Source organism: Novosphingobium sp. BL-S-20, assembly GCF_055521635.1.
Window position 1 is genome coordinate 2137525 of the sequence record NZ_CM145494.1, and the last position, 18956, is coordinate 2156480.

12 protein-coding genes are annotated in these 18956 nt (G+C 65.1%); 6 read left to right on the forward strand and 6 right to left on the reverse strand.

The annotated features are described in order from the left end of the window. Positions 1-149 precede the first annotated feature (149 nt). The 3 genes from ACZ1II_RS17635 (at position 150) to ACZ1II_RS17645 (ending at position 4547) form a co-directional block, all read left to right on the forward strand. A complete protein-coding gene (locus ACZ1II_RS17635; protein WP_465144909.1) occupies positions 150-2624 on the forward strand; it encodes a zinc-dependent metalloprotease in 2475 nt (824 codons plus the stop codon). Positions 2625-2673: 49 nt separating this feature from the next. Beyond that, entirely contained in the window at positions 2674-3258 is a 585-nt protein-coding gene (locus tag ACZ1II_RS17640) for an Lrp/AsnC family transcriptional regulator (protein WP_465144910.1), read from the forward strand. Positions 3259-3677: 419 nt separating this feature from the next. Beyond that, positions 3678-4547, forward strand: a complete 870-nt coding sequence (locus ACZ1II_RS17645) for an OmpA family protein (protein ID WP_465144911.1) — start codon at positions 3678-3680, stop codon at positions 4545-4547. A 217-nt stretch (positions 4548-4764) separates the two neighbouring features. Here the strand turns inward: ACZ1II_RS17645 and ACZ1II_RS17650 are convergent, their stop codons facing one another. Continuing rightward, a complete protein-coding gene (locus ACZ1II_RS17650) occupies positions 4765-5280 on the reverse strand; it encodes an N-acetyltransferase family protein (RefSeq protein ID WP_465144912.1) in 516 nt (171 codons plus the stop codon). Between the two features lie 127 nt (positions 5281-5407). Between ACZ1II_RS17650 and ACZ1II_RS17655 the strand changes: the two genes are divergently transcribed. Next, positions 5408-6064, forward strand: coding sequence for a glutathione S-transferase family protein (locus ACZ1II_RS17655; protein WP_465144913.1), 657 nt, complete (start codon positions 5408-5410; stop codon positions 6062-6064). A gap of 10 nt (positions 6065-6074) precedes the next feature. Here the strand turns inward: ACZ1II_RS17655 and ACZ1II_RS17660 are convergent, their stop codons facing one another. Next, positions 6075-8141 (reverse strand): putative bifunctional diguanylate cyclase/phosphodiesterase, encoded by a 2067-nt coding sequence (locus ACZ1II_RS17660; RefSeq protein ID WP_465144914.1) that lies wholly within the window; start codon positions 8139-8141, stop codon positions 6075-6077. Between the two features lie 99 nt (positions 8142-8240). Then, positions 8241-8372: a hypothetical protein gene (locus ACZ1II_RS17665; RefSeq protein ID WP_465144915.1), complete on the reverse strand. Its 132-nt coding sequence runs from the start codon at positions 8370-8372 to the stop codon at positions 8241-8243. Between the two features lie 46 nt (positions 8373-8418). Here ACZ1II_RS17665 and ACZ1II_RS17670 point away from each other — a divergent pair, with 46 nt between their 5' ends. Both ACZ1II_RS17670 and ACZ1II_RS17675 read left to right on the forward strand, forming a co-directional pair. Further along, positions 8419-9846 carry a protoglobin domain-containing protein gene (locus tag ACZ1II_RS17670; protein WP_465144916.1) on the forward strand — a complete coding sequence of 476 codons (1428 nt, stop codon included), beginning with the start codon at positions 8419-8421 and terminating at the stop codon, positions 9844-9846. Between the two features lie 297 nt (positions 9847-10143). Continuing rightward, complete coding sequence (locus tag ACZ1II_RS17675; RefSeq protein ID WP_465144917.1) at positions 10144-11898, forward strand: chloride channel protein; 1755 nt, start codon at positions 10144-10146, stop codon at positions 11896-11898. Between the two features lie 203 nt (positions 11899-12101). Here the strand turns inward: ACZ1II_RS17675 and ACZ1II_RS17680 are convergent, their stop codons facing one another. The 3 genes from ACZ1II_RS17680 to ACZ1II_RS17690 form a co-directional block, all read right to left on the reverse strand. Next, on the reverse strand, positions 12102-14015 hold the full coding sequence (locus ACZ1II_RS17680; protein ID WP_465144918.1) for a CocE/NonD family hydrolase: 1914 nt from the start codon (positions 14013-14015) through the stop codon (positions 12102-12104). A 163-nt stretch (positions 14016-14178) separates the two neighbouring features. Beyond that, positions 14179-15552, reverse strand: coding sequence for a class II 3-deoxy-7-phosphoheptulonate synthase (locus ACZ1II_RS17685; protein ID WP_465144919.1), 1374 nt, complete (start codon positions 15550-15552; stop codon positions 14179-14181). A gap of 395 nt (positions 15553-15947) precedes the next feature. Next, a complete protein-coding gene (locus ACZ1II_RS17690; protein ID WP_465144920.1) occupies positions 15948-18890 on the reverse strand; it encodes a M16 family metallopeptidase in 2943 nt (980 codons plus the stop codon). Positions 18891-18956 lie beyond the last annotated feature (66 nt).

The window sequence follows — 18956 nt, forward strand, 5'->3', positions numbered from 1 at the left end:
TATCCGGCAATACGCAGGATTCCTTCAACGGCATGACAATCGTACCCGATAAGTTCGGGGAAGCTGCGCCGGGTTTGCGCTAGGCTTTGCTGCATCGGCGAACGAGGGTTCATGGTCTCGCCGAGAGCTTGCCAAGGGGAACTATCTCGATGCCGTTCGTCGCCCGTTTGAAGCCCGGTCTCGCCGCCGGTTGTGCCCTGATCGCCTGCATGACCGCCCTTCCCCAGATCGCCTGGGCAGCCCCGGTCGCGGTGACATCTTCCGCAGACGGGGCGCTGCTGCCGGTGCAGGTCGATGCGGCCAAGGGCAAGGTCCTGTTCACCCTGCCCGCCGCCGCTGCGGACGGAACCTCGGGCCGCTATCTCTTCACCCAGTCGATCAAGACCGGCCTCGGCTCCGCCGCGATCCGCATCGACCGGGGCATGCAGGGCGACACCAAGATTCTCGCCTTCCGCCGCATGGGCGGCAAAGTCGCGGTCGTGTTCGAAAACCCGCGTTACCGCGCCACCGGCGATGCCGGCGTGCAGCAGGGCGCCAAAGCCAGCTTCCCGTTCAGCACTGTCGCCATGCTCGATATCGTGGGCGAAAGCGGTGGCAAGACCACCGAGAGCGTAACCGTCGACCTCACCCCCCTGCTGATGACCGACGCCATGGACCTTTCCGGCGCCATCGGCGAAAGCGCCAAGGGCTACAAGCTCTCCGAGAAGCTCAGCGCGCTCGATCCCGCATCGGTGAAAGTCTTCCCGAAGAACGTCGAACTGGAAACGCTCCAGACTTTCACCGCCGACAGCGCGGGCCGCGAACTCGATACGCTCGCGCCCGACGGCCGCATGGTCAGCGTCACCGTCCATTCCTCGCTGGTCGCTCTGCCCGAACCCGGCTTCGTGCCGCGCAAGTTCGACATCCGCTCCGGCAGCCACGCCACCCAGGCCTACGACTTCGGCACGCCGCTCGGCTCGCCGATGCTGGTGGAATATTCCAACCGCTTCCGCCTGGAGAAAGTCGATCCCTCGGCCGCACGCTCGCCGGTCAAAAAGCCGATCGTCTTCTATATCGACAGCGCCGCGCCCGATCCGATCCGCACCGCACTGGCCGACGGCGTGCGCTGGTGGGCCGATGCCTTCGACGCGGCGGGCTTCGTCGATGCCTTCAAGGTGGAGATCCTGCCGCCCGGCGTCGACCCACAAGACGTGCGCTACAATGTCGTCAACTGGACCGACCGCCAGAACCGCAGCTGGTCCTACGGCGGCGGCGTGATCGATCCGCGCACCGGAGAGATCGTCAAGGGCGTGGTCGTGCTGGGCGCCCTGCGCGTGCGACAGGACATCACCATTTTCGAGGGCCTCGTCGGCACCGCGCAGAACGACAGCGGCGGCCGCAACGACCCGGTCCGGGCCGCGCTTGCCCGCATCAGCCAGCTCGGCGCACACGAAGTGGGTCATGCCATCGGCTTCGTGCACAATTTCAAGGCGAGCCTGCAGGACCGCGCCTCGGTGATGGACTATCCGGGACCGAAAATCGGCATCGTGGGCAGCAAGCTGGACCTCGGCGACGCCTATGCGAGCGGCATCGGCAAGTGGGACAAGTTCACGGTGGACTGGCTTTACGGCCAGCCCGCACCGGGTGTCGACGGCGATGCCGAAGCCGCCGCCAAGGCCGATGCGATCCACAAGGCGGGGCTGATCTTCGGCACCGATATCGACGGCCGCGCATCCGACCTCGCCGTGCCCGGCGTCAACATGTGGACCGAGGGGCAGGACACCCCCGCCGACCTCGCCCATACGCTGGAAGTGCGCCGCATCGCCCTTGCCGATTTCGGCCCCGGCGTCCTCCATTCCGGCGAGCCGCTGTCCAACTTGCGCCGCAAGTTCGTGCCGATCTGGCTGTTCCACCGCTATTCGATCGACGCCACCGGCAAGCTGGTGGGCGGGGTGAACTACGAATATGCCGTGGTCGGCGACGGGCGCGCCGCCCCCTCCCCGGTCCCTGCCGCCCAGCAGCTGGAAGCGATCGACGCGCTCGTCGCCACGCTCTCGCCGCGCGAACTGACGGTGCCCGCTACCCTCGCCATGGCCCTGTCGAGCGGCACCAGTGCCCGCACCGACGTGGAAGCCGCACCGGAAGTGCTGCGCGGCGCCGGATCGGCGGTATTCGATCCGCTCGTCGCCGCGCAAGTAGGCGCGCAGATGACGCTCGACAGCCTGCTCGCCCCGGCGCGCCTCACCCGCCTGCACATCCAGCACGGCTACGACGCCGCCCAGCCCGGCGTCGGCACCCTGCTGACCAAACTCTCGCCGGTGATCGCCGCGCACGGCGATGCGGTGTCGCGCCGGATCGCGCAGACCACCCTGCTTGCCCTGGCCGCCGCCCGCCGCGATCCCGAGACCCCGGCCGACGTCGCCGCCCTGCTCGACGGCTATCTCAAGGACAGCGCCCGCACATTCGCCAAGGCCCGCGGCACCGGCGAGGATGCCCTGTGGCAGGTCTCGATGGCGGCCTTGCTGGGCGATCCCGAGCGCCTCGAAGCCGAGATCGGCAAGCAGAGCCGCCCGCGCCCGCCGATCCCCGCCGGAATGCCGATCGGCGGCGACACCGGGTGGTTCGACAACATTCTGTCCGAATAATTCCCCTTCTCGCGCCCTTTTGTTTGAAATCTAGCGGATACCCGGCAATATGGTTTCGAAAATCAAAAAAGGGGGTCACAACAAGATGGACATGCAGTCCAGCAAACTGCACTGGCTCGATGCTGCGCGCGGAAGACCCGCGCAGCACGAACTGGACGATACCGATCTGCGCCTGATGCGGGCGCTCGTCTCGGACGGGCGTGCCTCGGACGTTTGTCTGGGCGAGAAGGTCCATCTGTCGAGCACGGCGGTCGCCCGCCGTCGCAAGATCCTCGAAGAATCCGGCTATATCACGCACTACTCGGCCAACCTCAACGTCCGCTCGTTGGGCTACGGGGCACTGGTGATGGTCTCGATCGAACTCGTGTCGCAGGCCGAATCCGTGCTCCAGGACTTCGAGACGGCGGTGCTCGACAGTCCGTCCATGCAATTCTGCGCCTTCGTCACCGGCGATACCGACTTTCTGATGATCCTCAACGTCCAGTCGCTCGAAGACTACGACATGATCTACCGCAAGGAGCTTTCGGTCCTGCCGCACGTCCGCCGCATCCGCAGCAGCTTCGTGCTGCGCGAAGTAGCCAGCCGCCAGATCGCGCCGGTCATTCTTCAGAAACCGTTGCAAGCGGTCAAATAGCGGCACGCCGCCTACCATTTCCAATTCCCTGTCGGGGCCGGGCCGCAATGCGACCCGGCCCCGCTGCATATGGGGATGCCCGCTTCCGGACTTGTTCAGGAAGAGCGATTCTCCGGCGCCCCAGCCCCGCTCTGCTGTCCCTTCCGGCAACGGTTCGTCGCAAGACGCTCTCGAATTACCCGCAGTATGAACGAGACTGCCGGGGCCGTTCATGTGCCCGCAAGGTTAATCTGAACACCGAGGAAGTCCAAGGTGTCCCGATGCAGCAATCGCTGCCCATCTTACGAAGTTTAGAAAGCGAGCCAGAAGAGGTTCCGACCGCCGGATACATCACCTCATCGATGATGAAAACGAAAGATGATCGGACGAAAAGCTGCTATTAAGCAGGCCGTACTGCTCGATTTTGGAGGAGTAGCACTATGAATATCATTTCCAAGACCCCTAAAGCTCTTGTAATGCTTGCATTACTTTCTGGCGCAGCCTCGGTAGGCGTCTCGGCGCAGACCCAGGAAACGCCCGATGCGGACGTTTCGGCAAGCTACAACGCCCCCGCCGCCGCGGCGACCGAAGGTCCCGAGGTCAAGGGCATCATCTCAGCCCGCAGCGGCGACAAGGTTCAGGTGACCACCGAAGACGGCACCAACACCGTCGTCACCGTCAACGATGCCACCAAGATCCGCGCCAGCAAGGGCTTCCTGGGTCTCGGCAAGGGCAAGCTGGCGGCGACCTCGCTGCTCAACGGCCTGCCGGTAACGGTCAAGACCCTGCAGTCGGGCGGTGAACTGGTGGCGAGCCAGATCAACCTCCAGAACAGGGACCTGCGCACCGCATCGATGATCCGCAACGGCACCGCGCAGGGCTTCGCCGAACAGACCGCTGCCACCGAAGCCCTTCGCGGCCGCATGGCAGACATCGACAAGTACAACGTCAAGGGCACGACCAACGTGAACTTCGACACCGGCAAGGCCGTGCTTTCGCCGGAAGCCAAGGCCGAACTCTGCACGGCGGCGAACAATGCCGAGGGCATGGACAACGCCCTGCTGCTCGTCGTGGGTTACACCGACTCCACCGGCAGCGAGGAACTGAACCAGGAACTCAGCGAAAAGCGCGCCAGCCGCGTGGTGAACTACCTCCAGCAGGCCTGCCACTGGAAGCCCTATCGCATGCTGACCCCTACCGGCATGTCGGAAGCCGATCCGCTGGCGGACAACACCACACCGGAAGGCAAGGCGCAGAACCGCCGCGTCGCGGTGAATATCCTCGTCAGCAAGGGCCTGGATGGTCTCTGAGACACCCGGATAAGTTGAACGCGGGGGCGGCCTTGGCCGCCCCCGTTTTCGTTTGCGACCTGTCAGAGTCCGTTTGGAAATTCGCGAAGCGAATTTCGCGGCACCGGCCCACGCCCCCACCCGACCACCCGCAGGATACTACCAATGGGTGGTCGGGTGGGGGCGTGGGCCGGTGCCGCGATGAAAATGCCCTCAAGGGCATTTTCCAAACAGACTTTCAGCCCTGCGGCGTCGCGCGGTCGTCCAGCACAAGCTGCAGGAAAGCGAGGTCCAGCCAGCGCCCGAACTTCATGCCGACTTGCGGCAGCAGCCCGACCTGCTCGAAACCGAGCTTTTCATGAAGCGCGATCGATCCCTGGTTCCCGGCCTCGATCCCGGCGACCATGACATGCTTGCCGATCGCCCGCGCGCGTTCGATCAGTTCCCGCATCAGGACCTTGCCGATCCCCCGCCCGCGCAGATCGGCGCGGACATAGACGGAATGCTCGACGGTATGGCGATAGCCGTCGAAAGCGCGCCAGTCTCCGAACGAGGCATAGCCGAGCACGCTCCCGTCCTCCTCGACAGCCACGAGCACCGGATAGCCCGCACGTTCGCGATCAGCCAGCCAGACGCGGCGATTGGCAATATCGACCGCCACTTCGTTCCAGATCGCCGTCGTGTTGAGCACCGCATCGTTGTAGATCGCCGTCACGCTCTCCAGATCACCGTCGCGCGCGTCCCGAACCTGCATTTCGTGTCTCCTTGCCCGCTTCGAACGGGGTCCATGCGGCTACTATAGCGGCGCGTCCCGAAGGCAAGCGGCTGGAACCGTCCGGGCCATTCGCCCGTTTCTCATCCTGTCCATAGGAAGCCCTGCGATGACCATTACCCTCTCCGTCTTCGCGCAGTCGCCCGATCGCGGGCGAGGCCTTGCCCGGGACATGGGGGTTCGCTGGGCACTGGAGGAAGCGGGCCTGCCCTATGAAGTACGCCTCGTCTCCTTCGCCGCCATGAAGGAACCCGCTCACCTTGCCCGCCAGCCCTTCGGACAGATCCCCAGTTACGAGGAGAACGGTCTCGTGCTCTTCGAATCCGGCGCGATCGTACTCCATGTCGCGGAACGTGCCCCCGCCCTGTTGCCAAGCGGACCGCACGAACGCGCACAGGCCATCGCCTGGATCTTTGCCGCGCTCAGCACACTGGAGCCGCCGATCTTCGAATTCACGATGTCCGCGCTCTTCGAGAAGCACCAGCCCTGGTACGAGGCGCGCCAGCCCATGCTCGAAACGCGGCTCCGCACGCGCCTGGGTCAATTGGACACCCGGCTCGGAGAGAACGACTGGCTAGGCGACTCCTTCAGCGCCGGAGACCTCATGACGATCACCGTGCTGCGCCGCCTCGACAGTTCCGGCCTGCTCGCGGACTACCCGCGCCTCGCCGCCTACGTCGCGCATGGCGAGGCGCGTCCGGCGTTCCAGCGTGCCTTCGCCGATCAGCTCGCCGTCTTCACCCGGTCGCAGACCGCTTCCAGGTGAGTCCGACAGATCAGGCAGGTTCAACGGCTTTCTGGCCGGCGCTTTCGAAGTAACCCGGCACATCGCCTGCCTCGATAGGACGGCTGTAGTAGTAGCCCTGCAAATGCGTGCATCCCGCGCTCTTGGTGGCGCCGATCAGATGGGCGTCGCTGATCCCTTCCGCCACCACTTCGGCCCCGACATGGCGCGCCATCGTGACCGCCGCCTCCAGAACCGCCACCGAGGCCGGGTCCTGCCCCAGGTCCATGACGAGGCTGCGGTCCAGCTTCATGCGGTCGAACTTGAAACTCTTGACCATCGACAACGACGAATAGCCGGTGCCGAAATCGTCCAGCGCAATGCGGAAACCCATGTGGCGCAGGAGGTTGAGCGTCAGCAGCGCGCGCGTGTTGCGCTCGATCGACAGCGATTCCGTCACTTCCAGGAACAGGCGCGATGGTGTGATGTCATACTGCTTGCAGCAGTCGAGCAGGAAGGCGCTGAAGCCCTCATGCTGCAATTGGAGCGGCGAGAGGTTGATGCTCATGTGCAGGTCCGGCCACATGGCGAAGTCCCGCAGCGCGCGCTGGATGATCCATTCGCCGAGGCGCACCATCAGCCCGCTGCGCTCGGCCGCCGGGATGAACGTGGAAGGCGGCACTTCGCCCAGTTCCGGATGCTTCCAGCGCACCAGCGCCTCGACTTCGCGGGTATCGTCGCACACCGCATGGATCGGCTGGTAGACCATGCGAAGCTGCTGTTTCTCGAAGGCGGTTTCGAGGTCCTTCTCCAGCGCCCGGTCGATAGCGCGTTCCTCCGCCATCGAGTCGGTGAAAGCGGTCGCGCAATTGCGGCCGCCTTTCTTGGAGGCATAGAGCGCCATGTCGGCATTGCGCAGCATGTCGTCGATGTCGAGATCATCCAAGCTGAGGGTCTCGACGAAGCCGAGCGAAACGGTAACCGCCACCGCATATTCGCCCAGACTGAAAGGCGCGCGCAGCATATCCACCAGTCGGTCGGCCAGTTCACTGCCGCCGCCCGCCGTCGAACCCGGCATGCACAGCGCAAACTCATCGCCGCCGACCCGCGCGATGATCCCGTCCGAACCAAGCGTCGAGCGCATGCGTTCCCCGATCAGGCGCACGAGTTCGTCGCCCGCCGCATGGCCGTAATCGTCGTTGACATGCTTGAAGCGGTCAATGTCGATCAGCATGAACACGAAACGCTCGCCAAGCCGGGAAGCCAGCAGCCTGCCGACGTCTTCCTGGAAGGCCCGCCGGTTGGGCAATCCGGTGGCGGCATCGCTGAAAGCCAGGTTCTTCACCGCCTTGGCATTTCGGCGAAAAGTTTCGAGCGGCCCCGACAGCGCCTTCAACTCCTTCAGGCGAAACGTTCCGATCTCCAGGTCGAGGTCGCCTTCGGCCAGTCCTTGCAGGTGACCGTGCATGCGGCGGATCGCCGGCAGGATATTGCGCAGGATGTCGAAGAGCACCAGCAGCACCACCATCATCGTCACGGCTCCAGTGACGAAGACCAGCATCTGCCAGCGCGCGATCGAGGCGATCAGCCGCTTCTGCTCTGCCCCCCGATCGGCCCGCGCCCGCGCGACGATCTCGTCGGCGAAAGCGGCCATTGCCGCGTTGCGCTTCTCGATCCGCTCGACCAGCGCCTTTCCAGCTACGCCTCCGGCCTGGACTTCGAGGATCGCGGTCACATGGCGATCGAGATCGGCGAAAGGATTGGCCCGCTCGGGAAGATCGTAAAGCGCCACGCCGCTGCCGCGCAGCTTGCCCAGCTTTTCGTCGATGGCGATGGCGGCATCGGTGAGTTCGTCGCTCGTGCTCGTGCGGTTGCTGGCAACCAGTCCGCGATTGGTCGCCATCCGCAGCTTGCCCACGGCTTCGGCGAATTGATCCGCGTTCTCCGCGATCGCCGAGGTCCTGATCAGCGCGTTGCTCTGTTCCCGCAGGCCGAACGCCTCGCGCTGGGTGACGATCTGAAGAAGCACGCCAAGCACGGCGATCAGGCAGAGCGCACCGACCAGCCGCGTTTCGAGAGACGCGAAGAAGCGTCCCAATCCGGAATTCGTATCTGACATCTTGCACCCGATTTTTCCCGTGCCGGAACTGTTCCCCCGCCCGGCTTTCGGCGGGCCGGTGGCTAGGATGGATTCTCTAAAAATTCCTAATCTTTTTAATTATTTAATATCGAATCCTGTCATCATGATGTCATAATATTCTTTTCGCGCGCCAGGCACTGCTTCCGGCTTGCCGAAAAATCGCCGGACCACCGCCGGAATCCACGGTTTTCCCTCTATAATGACGTTCATAAAACGATTTCATTCCGGTCGGTTGCATGCCGAACAGGAGACCAAAGTGACTGTAAAGACCGTCGAGGAACGGCTGGATTTCCTCGAGTTCGACGCCGCGCAGCGCCGTGTCCTCACCGCCGCGCAGCCCCTGCTCCGCAAGTGCATTCCCCCCGCCCTCGACCGCTTCTACGCCAAAGTCCGCAAGACGCCGACGATGGCCAGCATGTTCACCGGCGAGGCGCATATCAGCTCTGCGAAGGGCGCGCAGATCGGTCACTGGCTGGGCATCGCGACCGGTCGCTTCGACGCTGAATATTACGCCGCCGTCACCCGGATCGGCAAAGTCCACGCCCGGATCGGGCTGGAACCGCGCTGGTATATCGGCGGCTATGCACTGATCCTCGAAGAGATCATGGCCGCCGTCGAGCGCGCCGCCAGCCCCTGGCACCTGTTCACGCGCGGCGTGAACCCCGGCAAGCTCAATCGCGCGCTGATGAAGGCCGCTATGCTCGACATGGACCTTTCGATCTCGATCTACTTCGAGGAAGCCGAGGCCGAACGAAACCAGGCGATCGGCGCGCTCGATCGCGCGATGTCGCGCCTTGCCGCCGGGGACCTCGTCCACGATATCGACGACCTTCCCGCCGGGTTCCTCTCGCTCAAGAACTCGTACAACCGCAGCCTTGCCAACCTGCGCCAAACCATCGGCTCGGTAGTGAAGGCTTCCGACGCGATCTACGGCGAATCCGGCGCCATCGCCCGCGCTTCCGAGGATCTCGCCCAGCGCACGGAAAGCAGCGCGGCCAACCTCGAGGAAACCGCAGCAACCCTGCTTAGCGTCGAGGAGCGCGTAAAAGCGACCGCCAGCGGCGCCCAGGAAACGCTGGGCATCGCCGGTGAAGCGCTGGAAGCCGTTGGCCAGGGCCGCAGCGTCGCAGGCGATGCCGTGAAGGCCATGCATGTCGTCCACGAAAGCGCGCGCGGCATCGATGCGGTAATCGAAGGCGTCGACAAGATCGCCTTCCAGACCCGCGTGCTCGCCATGAACGCCGCGGTGGAAGCCGGGCGCGCGGGAAGCGCCGGACGCGGCTTCGCGGTCGTCGCCGACCTCGTAAGCTCGCTCGCCATGCGCGCCGAGGAAGAAGCCCGCAAGGCCCGTGACGGCCTCTCCGCCACCCGTTCGGAAATCGACCAGGCGGTCGCCACCGTCTCCCGCGTGGATCGCTCGCTGGAGACCATCGCCGGAGAAGTGGACCGCGTCCACTCGCTCGTCGAGACGATGGCGCGCGACAACGATGCGCAGGCCACCGCCATTTCCGAAGTCAGCTCCACCGTCGGCATGCTGGAACGCACGACCCAGCAGAACGCCGCCATGGTCGAGCAGACCTCGGCCGCTGCCCGCACCCTGATCTCGGACGCCACCGTACTGGCGGATCAGGCTGGTCGCTTCCAGATCGACGAGCAACGTGCGCCGGGGAAGCTGGTCGCCTGAGACGGGTCAGCAGGCTCGCTGACAAAACGAGCCGATCCAGCACCCTTTGATTCAACACCATCGTCGCCCCCGCGAAGGCGGGGGCCCCGCTTCCTTCTTGCCACGCACGCATGAACAAGCGGGATCCCCGCCTCCGCGGGGATGACGAGAGTTTGCGGGCTAGGACGTATCCTCGACCGCTTGGTAAACCGCCCTTCCCGCCCGAGTTTGGCTCGGTCACATGTAACGCGCTCCCCACGCCAAAAACGACAAGAGCCGCCTTGACAGGGCCACGCGCAGAGGCCCAATCGACACTCGATGCGACGCCCTGCCGTTAATGCCCTGAAAGCCCTGGTCATCCGCCAAAGGCAGCGCATGCGCGAGAGCGAACTGGCGTTCATCGTGCTCGCCGTGCTGGCAGGCATAGCCGCAGGCTGGCTCACGAATCTTCAGGGCTTCCTCGCCCATACGCTGCAACAGTTGTTCTACCAGATCGAAGGCAATCGCCTGAGCGCGCTCGGCGAGATCCGCCATCCCTGGCGCCTGCTCGCCCTGCCCTTCGGCGGGCTGGTGCTGATCGGCATCGGCTATCTGCTGCGCCGCCGCCGCCGCGCCCCGATCGACGTCGTCGAGGCCAATGCCCTGCATAGCGGACGCATTCCCTTCATCGACAACCTCATCATCTCCGCCCAGACGATCATCTCCAACGGCGCAGGCGCCTCGGTCGGACTGGAGGCCGCCTATGCGCAGATGGGCGGCGGCGTCGCCTCGGTGCTCGGCCAGTGGTTCAAGCTGCGCCGCGCCGACATGCGCACGCTGGTCGGCGCAGGCGCAGGCGCCGCCGTGGGCGCAGCCTTCGGCGCTCCCCTTGCAGGCGCGTTCTACGCCTTCGAGATCGTGATCGGCACCTACACGCCCTCCGCCATCGCGCCGGTCATCGCCGCCGCACTCGGAGCCGCCTTCATCACCCGCGAACTCGGCGTCGAACCCTACCTCATCGCCGCCTCCAGCGCGCGCGACCTGACCACCGGCGACTACTTCATCTACGCCGTGCTCGGCCTGCTCTGTTCGCTCGTCGGCATTCTCATCATGCGGCTGGTGACGTTCACCGAACTGCACGTCCAGCGCTTCACCCGCTTCGCCCGCTGGAAGCCCCTTGTCGGCGGCCTGCTGCTGATGCCGCTGGCCTGGGTCTCGCCGCAATCGCTCTCGGCCGGGCACGGGGCCATGCACCTCAACCTCGCCATGCAGCCCGCGATCCAGTTCCTGCTTCTGGTACTGGCGCTGAAAATCGCCGCCTCGGTGATCTCGCTCAGCTTCGGGTTCCGTGGCGGCCTGTTCTTCGCCTCGCTGTTCCTCGGCTCGCTGGTCGGCCTGATCTTCGCCGCCGCCGTGCAGATGCTGCCGCTCGGCATCGAACTCGACCCCACCCAGTCCGCCCTCGTCGGCATGAGCGCACTGGCCGTCTCCATCGTCGGCGGCCCGATGACGCTCGCCATGCTCATGCTGGAGACCACGCACGACTTCGCACTGATGGGCGTGGTGCTGGCGGCCTCGCTCGTCTCCAGCGCCTTCACGCGCGAGATGTTCGGCTATTCCTTCTCCACCTGGCGCCTCCACATTCGCGGCTCGATCATCCGCTCCCCGCGCGACATCGGCTGGATGCTCAGCCTCACCGCCGGACGGATCATGCGCAAGGACTGGATTGCAGCCCCGGCCACCCTCTCCATCGCCGACTTCCGCGCCCGCGTGCCGCTCGGCTCGGCGAGCAAGGCGATCCTGCTCGACGCGGACGACCACTACGCCGGGATCGTCACCACGTCCTCGGCCTACAACCCCGAACTGCCGCAGGACAGCGAGATCGGCTCGCTGGCGACGCTAAAAGGCACGACGCTCTCGCCGACAACCGACATCCGCGCGATGATCAAGGCCTTCGACGTGGCGGTGGCGGATGAACTCGCGGTGGTGGACGGCGTGGGGCAGGTCGTCGGCGTCGTGACCGAACGTCATGCGCGTCGGCGGTACTTCGAGGAGATCGAAGCCTCGCAGCGGGAATTGTTCGGGGAAAGTTGAAGTAAAGGAAGAAGCAGGGGAGCATAGCCCCCCTGCACCCCCATTACCGTCTAGGTCACGCGGGCCAACGCCGCCCCGCGCCCATGGCTGCGTCGGGAGACTTATTGGCTGCGCCGCGGGGAGCGCACTAAGGATAGGGCGCGCGCGACGTCGACATTCCGAGGGTCCGGGGGATCATCCCCCGGAATCTTCCCTCTTGTTCTTCAGTCCTTAGCCACCGGCAACCAGACAGCACTGGCCGCATCGCCGCCGTAAGTCACCGTCTCGGTCGCCTTCACATAGTCGCTCGCCTTGGCTTCCATGATCGAGGGCACCCACGACTGCGGATTGCGGTCGTAGAGCGGGAACAGGCTGGACTGCACCTGCACCATGATCTTGTGGCCCGGCAAGAACACGTGATCGACGTTCGGCAGCGACCACTGGAAGGTGTAGCCCTTGCCCGGTTCGAGCGGCTGCGGCTTGTCGAAGCCATTGACGTAGCGTCCGCGGAAAATCTCGATGCCGATGCCGAGCTGATAGCCTGCCAGTTGCGGATTGGCGGAGTTCTCCTGCGGGTAGACATCGATCAGCTTGACCACGTAGTCGCTGTCGCGTCCGCTGGTGGAGGCGTGGAGTTCGACCTTGGGCGCGCCCTTGATGTGGACCGGCTTGTCGAGCGTGCCGGTCGTGTAGCTGAGCACGTCCGGACGGCCATCGACGAAGCGCTGGTCGTGGACGAGCCAGGTCTTCCATTCCTCGCCCTGCATGTGGACCGGGCGCGGCAGCATCGGCACGGGCTTGGCGGGATCGGAGACGTAGCTGTCGCTGCCCGCCGCCGGCTTGTTCCACGAGAGGCCGTAGTTACCTGCCAGATAGAGCGGCGTGTAGGCGCCTGCGGGCCAGCTCTGCGAGACTTCCCAGCGGTTCTCGCCGGTCGCGTAAGTCAGCACGGGAGGCGTGTCGCACTTCGGCGCGACGGTCTTGAGGTGGCAATCGAGGAAGGGCTTCATGTAGCGCTGACGGAACTGCGCGCCGGTATCGCCTTCCCACTTGAGCGGGCCGAGTTCGCGCGCCTCGTAGTTGACCTGGGAGTGGCGCCAGGGACCGATGGCGAGGCTCACCATGTCGCTGGGCGTGCCGTTGGCCTTGAGCGCCTGATAGACCGCCGGGGCGCCGTAGCTGTCCTCCTGGTCCCACTGGCCGACGACGAGCATGGTCGGCACGGTCAGCTTGCGCTGCCCGAGCAGCTTGTCCACTGCCTGGCCCTGCCACCAGGCGTCGTAGCTCGGATGCTCCAGCACCTTGCGGACGACCGGCAGGTCAGTAAGGCCATAGGCCTTGGCATATTCCATGGCCGAACCGGCTTCGAGATAGGCCTGGTATTCGTCGCCCGTACCCTTGGGCACGGCGCCGCCGCCCTTCTTGACCGTCTGGCCGAGGTCGTAGTCGAAGCCGAACATGCGGAAGGCGCCGTTGTGGAACCAGTCGTCGCCCATCCAGCCATCGACCATCGGGCTCTGAGGCACGGCGGCCTTGAGCGCGGGGTGCGGATCGATCAGCGCCATCAGCGAGGTGAAGCCGAGATAGGAGGAGCCGGTGATGCCGACCTTGCCGTTGCTTTCCTTCACGTTCTTCACCAGCCAATCGATGGTGTCGTAGGCGTCGGTGGCGTGATCGACCTTGGTCTTGTTGAGGGGCCCGCGCAGCGGGCGGTTCATCACGTAGTCGCCTTCGGACCCGTCCAGCCCGCGCACGTCCTGATAGACGCGGATATAGCCGTCGTTGACGAAATCCGCGTCCATGACGGGCAGGATTTCCTCGATCTTCTGGCTGCGGTTGCGGCTGGTCATGCCGCCTGCGTTGTAGGGGGTGCGGCTAAGCAGGATCGGGCCGTCCGTGGTGCCCTTGCGCATGACGATGACGGTGTAGAGCTTCTTGCCGTCGCGCATCGGGATCATCACTTCGCGGCGGATATAGTCCGCCTGCGGTCGTACCCAATCGTAGGAGGCGACCTGCTCGTTCATCATCGTGTCGGTCGGCGCTGCTGCCGAGAGATGCGAAGCGGCGACAAGAGCGAGAGGCGCGCAGGCGAGGCTCGCGGCGATCCGGATGGCGTTGGCCCGAATGTTTCTGTTCATGGCTGCGCTTGGTGGCCCGTGCATTTCGAGCGGTCAAGCGGGGACGAGCGGCAAATCGCAATTCGCGTTCAGGATCGCGCCTTCAGTTCATCCCTCAAAAACGAAAGGGCAGGAAAGCCTCTGCTCCCCTGCCCTTGCAACGTTTTTTCTGAGAAGCGCCGGATCAGGCCGCCTGCTTCTGCCTTTCGGTCGCTTCGAGATTGAGCAGGTCCGCCAGCTCGAAAGCGAGTTCGATCGACTGCGCACCGTTGAGGCGCGGGTCGCAGTGGGTGTGGTAGCGGTCCTTCAGCGCCTCGTCGGTGATGGCGATGGCGCCGCCGGTGCATTCGGTCACGTCCTGGCCGGTCATCTCGATATGGATGCCGCCCGCATGGGTGCCCTCGGCGCGGTGGACGGCGAAAAAGCCGCGCACTTCGGCAAGGATGCGCTCGTAAGGACGGGTTTTGAAGCCGGTCTCGGTCTTGATGACGTTGCCGTGCATCGGATCGCACGACCACACGACCGGGTGGCCTTCCGCCTTCACCGCGCGCACCAGCTTGGGCAGGCCCGCCTCGACCTTGTCATAGCCGTAGCGGCTGATGAGGGTCATGCGGCCCGGCTCGCGGCTCGGGTTGAGCGTGTCGAGCATGCGCAGCAGTGCGTCCGGCTCAAGGCTGGGGCCGCACTTCATGCCGATCGGATTGCCGACGCCGCGCAAGTATTCGACATGGGCCGAGCCTTCGAAGCGGGTACGGTCGCCGATCCACAGCATGTGGGCCGAGCAGTCATACCAGTCGCCGGTCAGCGAGTCGCGGCGGGTCAGCGCTTCCTCGTAAGGCAGCAGCAGCGCTTCGTGGCTGGTGTAGAACTCCGTGCCCTGAAGCTGCGGAACCGAACTCGGGTCCACGCCGCAAGCCGCCATGAAGTCCAGCGCCTCGCCGATGCGGTCCGCCATCTGCGAGAACTTCTCGCCCCAGGGGCTGCGACCGATATGTTCCATCGTCCACTGGTGGACCTGGCGCAGGTTCGCATAGCCGCCATGCGCGAAGGCGCGCAGCAGGTTCAGCGTGGCCGAGGACTGCGTGTAGGCACGCAGCATGCGCTCCGGATCGTTGCGACGCGCATCGGCGTTGCCTTCGATGCCGTTGATGATGTCGCCGAAGTAGCTGGGCATCTCGACGCCGCCCACCATCTCAGTCGGCGCCGAGCGCGGCTTGGCGAACTGGCCCGCCATGCGGCCCAGCTTCACCACCGGCTGCTTGCTGGCGAAGGTCAGCACGACCGCCATCTGCAGCAGCACGCGGAAGGTATCGCGAATGTTGTCGGCGCTGAATTCCGCGAAGCTCTCCGCGCAGTCCCCGCCTTGGAGCAGGAAACCGCGACCGGCGGCGACTTCGGCGAGATCCGCCTTCAGAGCACGCGCCTCGCCCGCAAAGACCAGCGGCGGAAACTTCGCAAGCGTGGCCTCTACCTCGCCCAGCTTCTCCGCATCGCCGTAAACCGGAAGATGGCGGGCTTCCTGAGCCTTCCAGCTTTCCGGGGTCCAATTGCTAGCCACGTTACGTACTCCTGGCGGTTCCTTCGCCTTCTCTCCCCAAGCCGTATGCCCGAGGCCAAACCGGCAAGAACCGCAAAACAAGGGGCGCCCTTTAGCGCCCCCGAGTAATTTTTGCAAAGCCGGTTTAGCCGATCAGCGTGATCGATTGCGCCTCTGCAATCCAAATGAGTGCAAGAATGTTACAGCAAGGCGGGTCGGAGCAGCACTCCACTCGCGGCATCCTGCTAGGTCTCGTAAAAAAGCTTCGTCGCCCCCGCGAAGGCGGGGGCCCCGCTTCCTTCCTTGCGACCTTTCGCCATGCCGCAACAAAAGCGGGATCCCCGCCTTCGCGGGGATGACGGGATATCTATAGGAGGGAGGTTCGGCGACAGTTGAACGCCGGACGGCCCCGCCCCTTACTTCGCCGCGACTGCGCCCACCGCCTTGCCTTCCGGCATGACCTCAAGCCGCCACGAATTGTTCTTGCCGAGATAGCGGGCGGCAAGCGCCTGCATCTGCTGCGGTGTGGTGGCGGTGTAATCGTAGAGGATCGTGCGGACGGTGCCGATCCGCGAGGGATCGTAAGTCGCGCCTTCGAGCTGCCCCATGAAGAACGAAGTGCTCGAAGCCGCGCGCGTCACCTGCTGGCGCATCGGTTCGGTAACGAGCGCGAGTTCCTGCGCGGTCGGCGGATTGTGGATCAGGTCCTGCGCGATCTCGTCGGCGGTCTGGAAGAACACCGTGGTCGACTTGGGATCGAGCTGGGCGACCGCCGTGATCGAGCCGCCCGCCGCCATGTCCACCGGCCACTGCGAATAGACGTAAGGCGCATAGGCGACGCCCAGCTTCTCGCGCACGGCATCGAGCAGGCGGTTGGTGAAGAGCTGCGTGAGGATTTCGAGCTGGCGCGATTCGCGGATGCCCATCGAGCCGCCGCCGGTCGGCCACGAGATCACCGCCGCCGCCTGGTCCGGGTCGCCGTGGTGCTGGAGCACGATCGGCGTATCCGAAGGCTTGGGCACGGTGACGTCCGCGACATTGGCCGTCGAAGGCGCCGGGGTGCGGGCCTTGAGCGCGCCGAAGGTCTTCTCCAGCGCGGTAATGGTCGAGGCCTTGTCGAAGTCGCCGTAGATCTGCACTTCCACCGGACCGCTGGCCAGGGCCTTGCTCCAGACCTTCTTGAACCCGGCCGCCGTGGTCTTCTCGATCGCCTCGGGCGTCGGCGTGGCGAAACGGGGGTCCTTGCCGCGCTGGTAGAATTCGAGATCGCGGGTCAGCACGCCCTGGGGCGAGGTGGCGTAAGTGGCGTACTGGATCTTCGCGGCGGCCTTGGCGCGGACCAGCGGCTGCGGGTCCCAGCGCGGCAGGTCGAGCTTGGCGGCGAAGAGATAGAGCTGGTCGGCCAGATCCTGCGGGCGGGATTCCGCCTGGAACTGGAAGGTGGCGTCCTGAACCTCGAAATCGAAGCCCATCTTGCGCCCGGTCGAGATGCGATCAAGGTCTTCCTGACCCAGCGTGGCCAGACCCGAGCCGACGAGCGCGAATTCGCCGAGCGCGATGTAAGGCGCATCCTGCGGCGCGATCGAACGCTTGCCGCCGCCGAAGCGGACTTTGACGGTGACACGGCCCGGCTCTTCCTGAACCGGCCAGAGCATCGCCTTCACCCCGTTCGCGAAAGTGAGCTGCTCGATGTCGAGCAGGCCGGTTCCGGTCTGCGCGGTCGCCTTGTGAGGCGCGCCGATCGCAGGCAGCTTCTCGAACGAGACCGGCTTCTCGTTACCGGCAGTGCGAATCGAGGCGTCGGGCTTGATCGGCTGGAGCAGCGCACTGCGCAATGTCTCGTCGGTCGCCCCATCCTGCTTCTGCGTGGTGAAGATCGCGCGCGTCACCGTGCCGCCGAACAGCTGCTGTGTGTGCTTGAGCACATCCGCAGGCGTGAACAAGTGCTTCGATTCGCGGAAGATGCGCAGCACGTCGTTCGGCGCGGCCACCGTCTCGCGGATATCGAGCGCATTGACCATGTCGTCGGCCAGCTTCGAACCCGGCAGGATGCGCTGCTGCTCCACGGGCACCTGGAACGCCACGTCGAGTTCGGCGACTTCGCGGTCGATCTCGGCCTGCGTCGGCGGCTTGGTCATGGCATCGGCGATCACCCCGCGCACGTCGCGCAGCGCCGCCTCCCAGTCCTCGCCGAGCGGCGTGACCGAAACGAAGGTGGCATCGGCCGAACGCGAGACATCGTCTTGATTGACCGAGGCGGAGAGGAAGCTGCCGCCCGCACGCGCCTTCGATTCGAGGCGGCGGTTGATCACCGCCTGCGCGATCGAATCGACCATCAGCCCCTGGTTGTAGACAATGTTGTCCGTCACCTGACGCCAGGGGCGCAGGATCGCATACATCAGCGAGGGCGGCAGGTCGGGTTCCACCAGCACCTTGGTCTCGCCGACCGGGTTCTGCGGATCAGCGCCCTGCGGCGCGGCCGGATCGCCGAAGCTCGGCGCCGGGCTCAGCTTGCCGCTGGCCTTCCAGTCGGAAAACCACTTCTTCACATAGCTTTCCAGCGTCGCCGGATCGGCATCGCCCGCCACGATCACCGCGACGTTATCCGGACGATACCAGCGCGAATAGAACGCCCGGACCGAATCCGGGGTCGCCGAAGTCAGCGTTTCCACCGTGCCGATCGGCTCGCGCACCGAAAGCGGCTGTCCGGCGTAGAGCGTCTTCTGCATGGCGTCCTGCACGCGCTTGGCGGCGCCGCCGCGCTCGCGCATCTCGGCTAGCACGATCGGCAGGTCGGACTTGAGGTTGGAGGCCGAAAGCGTCGGCGCCGTCACCATGCCGCTCATCAGCTTGAACGTCTCGTCCAGCGAGGTCGGGGTGGCATTGGGCAGATCGAGCTTGAACACGGTCTGCGTGGTCGAGGTGATGGCATTGGTATCGCTGCCGAAGGTCGCGCCCAGACGCTGGAAGGCGGCAATCGCGGTGCCCTCGGGAATGTACTTCGACTGGCGGAACAGCATGTGCTCCAGCAAGTGCGCATAGCCGCGCTCCGAATCGGTTTCGTAGAGCGAGCCGGCATCGACGCGGATGCGGATCGAGACCTGCCCCGGCGGCACGCCATTACGGCGTACGGCATACTTCAGGCCATTGGAAAGCTCGCCGAAATGCCACTCGGGATCGCGCGGAATGTCGCTGCCGCGATAGAGCCAGGGGTCGCGGTCGCCGGGCAGCGTTTCCGCCGCCGGTGCCTGGCCCGGAACTGGGGCGTTCGGCACTTGCGCGAGAACGGACTGAACCGAAAGGGGAGCCAGCAGCAGGAAGCAGGCGAGCGAGCGAGCGGCGCGCGAAGATTTCGTCATCGGGAGGGGTATAGGTTCCGGTTCGATTAAGGGCCAGTGAATAGCGTGACGTATTAAAGTCGCGGC